General features: G+C 64.7%; 10 protein-coding genes. 5 read left to right on the top strand and 5 right to left on the bottom strand.

Annotation, left to right across the window (positions count from 1 at the left end; genetic code table 11):
* The 5 genes from AC07X4_RS10135 to AC07X4_RS10115 form a co-directional block, all read left to right on the top strand.
* The coding region (locus AC07X4_RS10135) for a hypothetical protein (RefSeq protein ID WP_494739998.1) at positions 1-222 on the top strand (222 nt) is incomplete at its 5' end.
* A gap of 264 nt (positions 223-486) precedes the next feature.
* A complete protein-coding gene (locus tag AC07X4_RS10130; protein ID WP_494739997.1) occupies positions 487-1,257 on the top strand; it encodes a hypothetical protein in 771 nt (256 codons plus the stop codon).
* Between the two features lie 107 nt (positions 1,258-1,364).
* Positions 1,365-1,766 carry a hypothetical protein gene (locus AC07X4_RS10125; RefSeq protein ID WP_494739996.1) on the top strand — a complete coding sequence of 134 codons (402 nt, stop codon included), beginning with the start codon at positions 1,365-1,367 and terminating at the stop codon, positions 1,764-1,766.
* A 129-nt stretch (positions 1,767-1,895) separates the two neighbouring features.
* Positions 1,896-2,354 carry a hypothetical protein gene (locus AC07X4_RS10120; RefSeq protein WP_431149806.1) on the top strand — a complete coding sequence of 153 codons (459 nt, stop codon included), beginning with the start codon at positions 1,896-1,898 and terminating at the stop codon, positions 2,352-2,354.
* A 20-nt stretch (positions 2,355-2,374) separates the two neighbouring features.
* The gene (locus AC07X4_RS10115) at positions 2,375-2,947 is read left to right on the top strand and encodes a GNAT family N-acetyltransferase (protein ID WP_228899533.1); all 573 of its coding nucleotides are present in this window, start codon (positions 2,375-2,377) and stop codon (positions 2,945-2,947) included.
* Here the strand turns inward: AC07X4_RS10115 and AC07X4_RS10110 are convergent.
* The 5 genes from AC07X4_RS10110 to AC07X4_RS10090 all read right to left on the bottom strand — a co-directional run bounded on the left by AC07X4_RS10110 (position 2,899) and on the right by AC07X4_RS10090 (position 9,990).
* Complete coding sequence (locus AC07X4_RS10110) at positions 2,899-5,031, bottom strand: TonB-dependent siderophore receptor (RefSeq protein ID WP_494739995.1); 2,133 nt, start codon at positions 5,029-5,031, stop codon at positions 2,899-2,901. The genes AC07X4_RS10115 and AC07X4_RS10110 overlap by 49 nt on opposite strands.
* Positions 5,032-5,151: 120 nt before the next feature.
* A complete protein-coding gene (locus AC07X4_RS10105) occupies positions 5,152-7,329 on the bottom strand; it encodes a TonB-dependent receptor (protein ID WP_494739994.1) in 2,178 nt (725 codons plus the stop codon).
* 172 nt (positions 7,330-7,501) lie between these two features.
* The gene (locus AC07X4_RS10100) at positions 7,502-7,837 is read right to left on the bottom strand and encodes a DUF3325 domain-containing protein (protein ID WP_306555691.1); all 336 of its coding nucleotides are present in this window, start codon (positions 7,835-7,837) and stop codon (positions 7,502-7,504) included.
* A gap of 3 nt (positions 7,838-7,840) precedes the next feature.
* Entirely contained in the window at positions 7,841-9,685 is a 1,845-nt protein-coding gene (locus AC07X4_RS10095) for a PepSY domain-containing protein (protein ID WP_494739993.1), read from the bottom strand.
* Positions 9,682-9,990 carry a DUF3649 domain-containing protein gene (locus AC07X4_RS10090; protein ID WP_494739992.1) on the bottom strand — a complete coding sequence of 103 codons (309 nt, stop codon included), beginning with the start codon at positions 9,988-9,990 and terminating at the stop codon, positions 9,682-9,684. Before AC07X4_RS10090 ends, AC07X4_RS10095 begins: the two co-directional genes overlap by 4 nt.
* Positions 9,991-10,259: the final 269 nt, after the last annotated feature.

Below are 10,259 nucleotides of genomic sequence, written 5' to 3'. Positions count from 1 at the left end.
GCTCAGCATGGCGTGGGGGTGGGTTGGCAGGGGCAGTCGGGCAGTCGCACCACCGCTAGCGCCGCCCACGGCACGGAGCGCGCTGTCGCAACAGAAAAGGCGAAAAAGTGGTTCATCAAGCCAGACAACCCGGAAACATCGGAAGACGGTGGGTGCTGGCTGCAGCCGGGAGGCCTGTTCAAAAAAGGCTCCGGGGGAGGGCTGTGGCTTGCGGAAACCTAATTTTACATTGCAAATGGGAATTGTTTTTATTCGTGACTACGTGGGGGTAAGGGTGTTGCGAAATCGGCTCCGCCTGCTGCCCATCAGGCGCTTTGTGGGAGGGATGGCTTTGCGCACAGGGGCTGCGGATGCAGGGCGTGGTTTGAGTCTGCAGGCTATATTCCCATCGCCACAACGCGTTGGTTTTGCAGGCATTCACACATGCGTTTGAAACCAGTGCATCGACTTCAAAACCAGGTTGCGAGCCGCTTTCAGGAGAGTTCCGTGTCCACGATATCCCGCGCCGTTCAGCCTGCCGCGCACGCATCTGCGGCTTGCATGGGTGCCTTGTGTCGGGCGCTGCACAGGGCTGCCTTGCTCGGGCCCGCTATTCTGGCCATGCTGTGCACGGGCAATGCACATGCCGCAGACGGAAACACATCCGCAGAGCAAAGGGCCCGGCTCGCAATACCCCTCGAGTTTCGGCATTCCGATTTTGTCTGGACCACTGCAGAAGGCGACTTGAACGGCGACGGCGTTCCCGACCTGGCCCTGTTGCTGACAAGGCACAAAGGAGAAGGCCAGCGAGAGGAGCGGTTGCTTGTCCTGACCGGAAGGGCAGATGGCAGCTATCAGGTGCTCTCGGTGTCCGGCGAGTTCTGCCACCCCAGCAAGTTCTACAACCTGGACATCAAAAACAATTCGTTGTTCGTTCAGGCGGTCTACTACGCAGACGCCGCTCGGTTCTCGGGCTTCACGCTGCAGTTCCGCTACAACGCCAAGACCGAAGACCTGGAACACATCGGCGAGCAACAGGATGACGAAGACTATTCCAGCAACTCCTCTTACCGAGTGAGTCTCAACTACCTGACCAACGCCGCCATTCATTCACGGCGTGTGGGAAAGAAGTACAAGGAAGTGAGAGGCCGGCTCACCGATGCGCCTGGCGTGCTGCCTTTGAACGGGTTTGTCTGCGAAGGCTACGGCATGACGAGTTCTACGGTCTACCTTGATGAAAGTTTCAAGGTGCACAAGAAAGGCGGGACGCCCCCATGATGCGGAGCGGGTTCGTCGAAGGAGCCCGCAGCTTGTTGTGCAAGGCTTCGCGAGCACGCGTCGCCCTCTCCGATTCATCCAATCCTGAAAAGTAAGTTGCCGAATCCATGAAAAAGCACGTTTCCGCAAGAAAGAGAGCATCGCTTCAGTTGCTGAACGCTGAACTGGTGCGACAGGTCATGAGTGGCATCTTTCCGCCGAAAAACGACTACGTGGAGGACATGGTGCTGTACGAGGACTTGTTGCCAGAGCTACGCAGGTTTGGGATAGCAGACCGAGGTACTCTCAAACGCCTGATGACCCGGCACCGCAGGTCGTTGTTGGCGGATGATCGCAGCCGGCTTGCCGTGTGGGAGCAGCGCCATTTCAGTGAGATGTTTGGAGCGGAGTTCGTTCGTGATGCGGTTCGTCGGCACTACTGGTTTGCTTATCCCGCGCTGATTCGCAATGCGTTGCAGTCCGAGTTTGGCGAGATTGCTGCTGTGCGTGGCGAAGATGTGGATGGGTAGCCGTGGGTATTTTTTGCGCACATCAACCATCTTCTTACGATGGAAGACCTGTGAAATCCGTGTAGTCAATCGCTGGGCACCAAATTTTTCAGTCCCCAGTGCCAGCGCTCTTCTCAAACCTTAAATCGTATGGGTTGCATCCTTCACTTTGTGGGCCGTGAGGCTGATGTGGAAAGCCTCGTCGCGCTGAGTCCGGTTGAACCGTGCAACGTTTGGCGGCGCGGTGTGCCGCGCAGTTCCCGGCCGAATAGTCGGCCTGCAGTGACTTCTGGGCTGACCTTGGTGGTGAGTGACGCTGAGTTTGAAGACCTGGAGCAGCAGCAGGCCGACGCAATCCAGTTTCTCCGTGCCCATTCAAGCATTTTGAAGAACATGAGCGAAGTCGCAGGCGTGGAGCACGCGACTTTGGACTTTGGGATCGCTATGCGCGATGTGGTCGTACAGTCTGACCATTTTCCGGCCGACCTGATTGCGGCGCTGGCGGTCGCTGGCTGCGGCATGGAGTTAACTCAGTTTCCGACGGGACGCAAGGCGAAGAACCTCAAACGCTATCGCAAGGCGCTGCGTTCCGGTCAGCTTCGACGTTAAACCTCTGCAGTTCCTGCCCCATGCTTGCCTCCGGTCGCTTCGAGCTCCGTCCGTTCGCTGAATCCGATCTCCCCTCCTTCGTCGAGGCTGTTCTGGAGTCCACTGCCACCGTCGGGAAGTGGATGCCCTGGGCCCATCCCAATTACTCAACCGCCGATGCTGCGTCCTGGTTTGCGCATTGCGAGGCCGAGTGGGAGCGCGGTTCCAGCTACGAGTTCGGCATTTTCGACGCCGGGTCCAATACCCTTGTGGGCGGCTGCGGCCTCAATCAATTCAACCTAGTCAACGGCTTCTGCAACCTGGGCTACTGGGTCCGCCAGTCCTGGCAGCGCCAAGGCGCAGCGCTCGCCGCCGTTCAGGCACTCAGTCAGTTCGCCTTTGCAGAGCTCAAGCTGAGCCGCGTTGAAATCGTCGTGGCCCAGCACAACACACCCAGTCTCAGCCTGGCCGAGCGGTCGGGCGCAGTGCGAGAGTGCCTCGCGCGGAATCGGCTCAAGGTGCATGGCATCTTCACCGATGCCTATGTCTTTTCCCTCGTCCCGCCTCAATACCGCGCCTTGAGCGCCACCGTCACACGCCGGGGCTCGCCATAAAAGTTCTGGCGCGAAATGCCTGACACCTTCTCGTAGTAGGTCTTGTCCAGCAGGTTGTCCACCGACAGGTTCAGAGACAGGTGGTCGTTGATCTGGTAGCCCACCTGGGCGTTGAACACTGCGTAGCCCGGTGCGTTGATGCGCAACGCACCGCTTTGCGCAAAGAACTCGCTGCGGTAGGTCATGCCGCCGCCCACGCTGAAGCCGCGCAGCGCCGGGCTGGTGAAGGCATAGCGGGTGAACAGGTTCACACTGTGGCGCGGCGTGATGGGGCTGAACACCTGGCCCTGCTGCGCCACGGGGGCCTGGAGGTAGCGGGTGTCGTTGTAGGCGTAGCCCGCCACGATGTCCCAGCCGGGCAGGGGCTGGCCGCTGACCTCGGTTTCGAAGCCTTGTGCGCGCACCTTGCCGCCGGCGATGTAGGCGTTTGCCACCACCGGGTCGGTGATGGCGCGGTTCTCGTCAATGATGCGAAACAGCGCTGCATGGGCCTGCAGGCGCTTGTGCAAAAACTCACCCTTCACGCCCAGCTCCACTTGCTTGCCTGTGCGTGGGGCAAGCAATTGCTTGGCCGCGTTGAGCTGGCTTTGCACCACGAAGGTCTCTGCATAGCTGGCGTAGCCGGTGTACTGCGGGTGGAAGTCCCACATCAGAGCCAGCGACGGCACGAACTGGCGGCCGGGGTCTGCCGATGCGGTGACTGCGCCCGTGCTGGTGCTGCGCGTCACCACCTCCGCCCACGACAGACGCCCGCCTGCCAGCAGCTTGACCGTGTCGGTCAGGCCGATCTGCGCCTGCCCGTACAGCGCGTTCTCGCGGCGCGTGACGATCGAGGTGAAGCCCGGTAGCCGGATGTCTGGGTAGGCCAGGTCGTAGTGGGGCTGCAGCAGGTTGAACGGTACGCTGGGGCCGTAGGCGTAGTTGCCGTCCCAGCTCTTGCCCTCGTTATGGCTCGCGCCCACCAGCAGCTTGTGGGTGCGGCCTGCCACCTGCACCGGTGTGGCCAGGAAGGCGTCGTAGTTGCGGGTGCGCACGTGAAAGTCGCCGTCCACGGTTTCCATGGTGAAGCTGCCGTCAGCGGCCAGGGCACTGTTGGCGCGGGCCGAGCGGTAGAACGCCGTGCGGTCGATGTCGCGCGCGGACAGGCGCACCAAGCCGCCCCCATCCAGCCGGTGCTCCAGCTCTGCGAAAACGTCGGTGGTCTCCAGGTCTTGGCGGTTGGCACGCAGGCCGGCAAAGGCACTGCGGGGCAGGTCGGCCAGGCGGCCATCGGCATAGGTGGGCAGGCCCTGGTCGATGGCGGCGTGCACGCGCTGCTGCGCCGCGCCCACCGACACGGTGGTGGAGGGCGCGATGTCCCATTCCAGCGTGCCGTAGCCCAGGCGCTTGTTGTTGAACAGGGTGTCTACAAAACTGTCTTTGTCTTCCACCACCGCGACGGCGCGCGCGCGGATCGTGCCTTCGGCGTTGAGGCCGCCGCCCACGTCTACGGTGCCCCGGCGCAGGCCGAAGGAGCCCACCGCCGCATCGGCGCCAATGGCCAGCTTGGCCGGGGCGCGCTTGCGCACCAGGTTCACGGTGCCGCCGGGCTCGCTCGCGCCCTGCAGCAGGCCGGCCGGGCCGCGCAGCACTTCGATGCGGTCATACATGGCCGTGTCGAGCGTGCTGTAGTTGCCCTGGGGGATCGGAACGCCATCGAGCTGGATGGAGCCCAGATCGAACCCGCGCGCCTGGAAGGTGTTGTAGTTGCCCGCACCATCAAAGCGCGTGACCGTCATGCCGGTGCTCAGCTTGATGGCGTCTTCCACCTTGGTCAGGTTGCGGTCATCCAGCTGCTGGCGCGTGACCACGCTGAGGGACTGTGGCGTCTCGCGCGGTGCCTGCTGGAGCTTGCCTACGCTGACTTCGCGGGCGGTGTACTGGCCCGAGCCTTCGGTCGCCGCGCTGTTGGCCTCGTCGGTCACCTTCACTTCGGGCAGCGCTGCCGTGGTGGGGTTGCCCGTGGTGGGACTGGAGCTGGTCTGTGCTTGCGCCGTTGCCACGGCGACCATCAGGGCGGCAAAGGCCAGTGGGTGTATTTGCATAGTGCTTCTCCTCCTCGGTGTTTGATATTTGCTATGAAATCGATAGCTTCTAGCGCTTATCCATCAAGCGCTAGCAGCCAAAAATTCTTCAAATTGCGTGCTGCGCCTGCAGGCGCAGCGTCAGAACCGCGTGCGCAGCGTCACCTGCACAGCGCGCGGCGAGCCGGGCAGGATCAGGTTGTCGTTGCTGCCGTGGGCCGACACGTAGTACTTGCGGTTGGCCAGGTTCTTGATGTTCACGTCCACATCCCACTGGCCCAGCGTGTACTGCAGGGCCGCGTCCAGCGTGGTGTAGCCGGGCAGGGTGACCAGATTGGTCAGCGAGGTGAAGCGCGCACCCACATAGTTCACGCCGCCGCCCACGCGCAGGCCGTGGCCCAGGTCTTTCATGGCCCACAGGAAGGCGGAGTTGCGCGGCGTGAGTGCGGGCACCTTGCCTTGGGCGGCGATGGCGGCGGTGGGCAGCTGTGTGGATGTGGTGGTGGCCAGTGACTTCGTCATGCGGCCGTCCAGCCAGGCGTAGCCGGTGCTCACGTCCCAGCGGCCGGGCAGGCGGCCGTTGGCGGTCAGCTCCAGGCCGTTGGTGCGCTGGGTGCCCACGTTGATCTGGCGTCCAGGGTTGGCGGGGTCGGTGTTCTTGATGTTGGTGCGCTCCAGGTTGAAGAGCGCGCCGGTGACATTGAGGCGACCGTCCAGCAGGTCGAGCTTGACGCCGATTTCCTTGTTCTCGGTGATCTCTGGTTCGGCGCCGGTGTTGTTGGCGGCCAGCGCAAACGCTTCGGCCGAGGGCTGGAAGGATTTGCTGTACGACACGTAGTACGACACCACATCGCTCGGCTGCCACACCAGGCCCGCGCGAGGGCTGAACTTTTTGTCGGTGCGCGAGAGCGTTGCGAGCTTGCGGTCGAACGTGGTCTCTTGCCCGAAGACGTCGTAGCGGGCGCCCACCAGCGCCTTCCATTGGGGCGCCAGCGTGATCTGGTTTTGCCAGTACAGCGCGGCCGTGTCTTGCGTGGTGTGGCTGGGGATGGCGCTGTCGGCGTTGTAGTTGGCCGCTGGGATGGCGGGAGCAGGGCGGTTGCCGGGGTTGAGGAGTGGCACGCGGTCTGCGCCACCGGTGACGGACTCGGAGCGTTTCTTTTGCTGGCCCAGTTCCACACCCATCAGCCACTCCTGCTTCAAGCCGCCGAGCTGGTTGCGCCAGGTGACGTCGGTCTGGTTGAAGAAGCCTTTTTCATCGCGCAGGATGAACGAGCGCGTGCGGCCCACCGTCAGGTTCACCGGGTCGGTGGTGCCGCCGGGTAAGGTGTTGTAACGGTCCAGCGTGTAGTCGTACAGGCGCGTGACGTTGCGCACCGACCAGTCGTCGTTGAAGCGGTGGTTCAGCGTGGCCGCGAACGACTGCATGGTGCTGGTGGTGGTGTCGTCCTGCGCGGCGTTGCTGGAGCCGTAGTAGGTGCTCGTGGGCACGTTGACGGGGCGGCCATTGAGTGCGGGAATGCCGAAGTCCGTCAGGCGCTTGTCGCGCGCGTTGGTGTACTGCAGCAGCAGGTCGGTCTGCGCCGCGAGCTTGAGCGCGAGCGACGGCGCGAAATTGTGGCGCTTGACGAACTGCTGGTCGCGGTAGCTGCCCGAGTCTTCGACGGCGGCGTTGATGCGGAAGGCGGCGGTGTCGCTGATGCCCACATTCACGTCGGCCGTGGCGCGGCGGTAGTCGAAATTGCCCAGGCCCAGCGATGCCTCGCCCGAGGTCTCGCCAAACTTGGGCTTCTTGGTCACGCGGTTGATCAGGCCACCCGACGATCCGCGCCCGTACAGCACGGCGGCAGGGCCCTTGAGCACTTCCATACGCTCGATGTCGGCCAGGTCACGGAAGTACAGCGCATCGTCGCGCACGCCATCCACAAACTGGTCGGCGATGGCGGTAAAGCCGCGTATCACCACCTGGTCGCGCTGGCCGTCGCCGTGGCTCATGGCCACGCCGGGCACGTTGCGCAGCGCGTCTTCCATGGAACGCGCACCCTGGTCGCGCAGGAGCTGCGCGGGCACAACGTTCACGGCCTGGGGCACATCGCGCAGCGGCGCGCTGCCCTTGGTGGCCGTGCTGGCGGCGGCGGGCGAATAGCCGTCGTCGTCCGCGCTGGATTGCACGGTGACCTCGCCCAGCGTCTGCGGCGTGGTCTGCGCAACTGCAGCGGGCGGCGCCGTCGTCTGCGCCAGTGCCGTGCCACACAGCGTGGCAAGCAGGGCGGCCACCAGCGGGTGGAGGCGATAGGGGGTTGGTGTGTAAGCGTGCATGGTTTTCCTTGGAGTGAGCGCAACGCGGTTGGCGAAAAGCCCTTGCACCTCGTGGCCTGGCGCGCGCCGCAAAGGCCGGCTGTCTGGGATGTGGTGGGGCCGTGAAAACAGAAAAGCGAGATCGAGCCCGAGCGGGCTCAGCGCAAGGCTGCGGGAGCGTGGAGCCTGGCCATCACCACCCCAGCGCCCGCGCCAGCAGGCCCGCCAGCAGGGCGGCGCCAGCCAGTTCAGGCGTGCGCCGGGGCTGCCAGGTGACGGTGGCCGTGACCGCCACGGCGGCCACCGACAGGGCCACGGTCCATGCCGTTACGCCCAGGGATGCAGGCACGCCCCCCGGAGGGTGCGCTGCTGCCAGCCACAGCGAAAGCACCAGCAGCAGCCAGCCCGAGCGGCGCAACGCCACCAGGCGGCGCGCGGCGCCTTCCTGGCCCAGGGCGTCTTCGTGGTGGCGATCCATGCCCAGCGCAATGGCCGACCAGGCGGCAAAGCACAGAAGAAAGGCAGACATGGCTCAGGCTCCCGAGGTGGAGGTTTCGGCGGGCGCCACGGGCACCGACGGGGCGGGCCGCGCGGGTCGCGCACTCCGTGCAGGTGCACCGCGCCGGGGCGTGCGACCAGGGCGCACACGCCACGCCAGCCAGCCCAGCAGCAGCCCGGTGGCCAAAAACGACAGGTCCATGCTGGCCCACACCCATTCGCGCGCGGGCAGGCTCACGCCCAGGTGGGTGTGTGTGGTCAGCGCGTTGATCAGCGGCAGCGCGACCCACACCAGGCCCGCAGCGGCCAGCGGCACCGTCCAGCCCAGGCGGTGCGGGCGCACCACCGCGCAGGCCAGCGCCCACAGCAGCGTGATGCCCCAGGCGCTGAAGAACCAGGCCAGCTCTGCATCCGCTCGGCCCTCGATGCCCACAGGGATCAGGCGGTTGGCGGCCAGGTACACGCCACACGCCAGCGGCAGCCCGGCCAGCGTCGCGATGTTGATGCCAGCCACCAGGCGCTCGCCAAACGGCGCTCTGGGGTGCGCAGCGGGCGCGGTGCTGGTTATGTTACTGGTCGTTTTGGCCGCCCCTTGGCGGCTGGCCTGTGTCTGCGACTTGAGGCTGCGCTTGACCGACCACAGCACCATGCCCGTGGCAATCATCAGGCTGCCCAGCACCCCAAAACCGAACAGCGCCCAACGCAGGCCCACATCGGCAAACCGCGCCATGTGCAGGCCATACAGCACACCATAGGTCTTGACGGCGGGGCCGGTGGCATCGGCCTGGTCCAGCCATTGGCCGGTGGTGGCATCAAACAGCAGGCGCGGTGGGCGGTACTGCAGGCGGTCGCCTTCGTGGCGCGTTACCTCCACCACGGCCCGGCCGTTGGCATCGCGGCGCGCCTGCACGCTGCCGATGCGCCCGCCCTGCCAGCGGGTGGTGGCCGCGTCGATGATGGGCTGCAGGTTGATGGCGGGCAGGGGTTCCACCTTGTCGCCCGCACCCCGGCGGGGACGGCTTTCGGGCTTCTCGCCCTGCAGGTCGGCAAAGTACGCGTTGGAGTCCACGCCTTTCTCGTTCTTGTAGTTGGCGGCAATGCCCGCAGGCATGTACAGCGTGTGGAAGATCATCAGCCCGCTGAAGGTGATCATCAGATAGAACGGCAGCACCAGCACGCCGCTGATGTTGTGCGCATCCAGCCAGGCACGCTGCCCGCCCTTGGTAGGGCGGAAGGTGAAGAAGTCCTTGAAGATGCGGCGGTGTGTGATCACGCCAGTGATCAGCGCCACAAACATCAGCATCGTGGCCACGCCCACCACCCAGCGGCCTTGGATAGTCCAGCGGCCCTTTTGCGCGGTACGCAGCTCGAAGTGGAAGCGGTAGAAGAAGTCGCCGCCCATGGTCTGGCGCGCGTCGATGGCCTCGCCGGTCTGCGGGTTCATGCGCAGCGTCTCGAAGCGGCCATTGCCCGTGTCGCGCCACAGGATGTTGACGGCAGGGTCGCGGTCGTCGGGCAGGTGCATGATCCACTGCGTGACGTTGGGCACCCTGAGTACCAGCGCGTCCAGGGCCTTTTGCGCCACCTGCGGATCGGTGGCATCCACCGGCTGCAGCCCATGCATCTCGGGGCGCATCCACAGGTTGAACTCGTTCTTGAAGAACGACAGCGTGCCGGTCAGGAAGATTGCAAATAGCAGCCAGCCCAGGATCAATCCGGCCCAGGTGTGCAGCCAAGACATGGCCTGGCGGAATCCTTCGCGGTCGTTGGGCGCCTTGGGCTTCTTGGTTGAGCGTGCTGCTTCAGACGCAGTGTTGGCCACGGTGGCTGCGGGGGCACGTTCTGCCGGTGGACGGGAGAGGAGTGTGCCGCTGGTCATGCCGCGGCCTTCATCCAATGCGGTGCCGCGGCGCAGGCGCCCAGCACCAGTGCGGGCAGCAGCGTGCCACCCCAGGCGCCCCAGGCGGTGCGTGTGTAAAAAGCCCAGCCAGCGGCGGTGGCATACACCACCCACGAGAGCATGGTGGCCGTGAGCACAGCCTCCACGCGGGGCATGCATTGCGCTAGCAGGAGCGACAGCGCCGCCGAGAAGCCTGCCGCCAGTGCGTAGCCGCCCCCTATCGCCGCCACGGCGCGGGAGGTGATGGCCAGCCGGTAGCGTCCATTGACGCGGGTGGCCTTCATGGCAGGGCCCGGGGAGACCCGGGGGTGTATGTGGGCAAGGGCCCCGCAAGGCAGGGGCGGGTCGTACGGTGCGGCATCAGCAAAGAGCTCCAGACAGGTGTGTGGGTACAAAACGCACAAACGCTGGCTGCAACGGGCGGCTGGAGCCGGGCTGACTGGCTTGCTGGCGGGCTCGGGAATCAGGGTGTCACTGAACCCGGCCGCTGGTGGTAGGCTGACATTCTACTTTTGTTGAGAAGCATTCGCATTTGTGTTGCGGGAATTTTCTT

The organism is Acidovorax sp. GW460-11-11-14-LB4 (genome assembly GCF_059423685.1).
This window is presented reverse-complemented; position numbering and strand designations above follow the sequence as displayed.

What these genes read in the sequence shown, in the direction of transcription:
- AC07X4_RS10125 (WP_494739996.1), top strand. Translation starts at nt 1,365, where the DNA reads ATGAAAAAGCACGTTTCCGCAAGAAAGAGAGCATCGCTTCAGTTGCTG.
- AC07X4_RS10120 (WP_431149806.1), top strand. Translation starts at nt 1,896, where the DNA reads ATGGGTTGCATCCTTCACTTTGTGGGCCGTGAGGCTGATGTGGAAAGC.
- AC07X4_RS10115 (WP_228899533.1), top strand. Translation starts at nt 2,375, where the DNA reads ATGCTTGCCTCCGGTCGCTTCGAGCTCCGTCCGTTCGCTGAATCCGAT.
- AC07X4_RS10110 (WP_494739995.1), bottom strand. Translation starts at nt 5,031, where the DNA reads ATGCAAATACACCCACTGGCCTTTGCCGCCCTGATGGTCGCCGTGGCA.
- AC07X4_RS10105 (WP_494739994.1), bottom strand. Translation starts at nt 7,329, where the DNA reads ATGCACGCTTACACACCAACCCCCTATCGCCTCCACCCGCTGGTGGCC.
- AC07X4_RS10100 (WP_306555691.1), bottom strand. Translation starts at nt 7,837, where the DNA reads ATGTCTGCCTTTCTTCTGTGCTTTGCCGCCTGGTCGGCCATTGCGCTG.
- AC07X4_RS10095 (WP_494739993.1), bottom strand. Translation starts at nt 9,685, where the DNA reads ATGACCAGCGGCACACTCCTCTCCCGTCCACCGGCAGAACGTGCCCCC.
- AC07X4_RS10090 (WP_494739992.1), bottom strand. Translation starts at nt 9,990, where the DNA reads ATGAAGGCCACCCGCGTCAATGGACGCTACCGGCTGGCCATCACCTCC.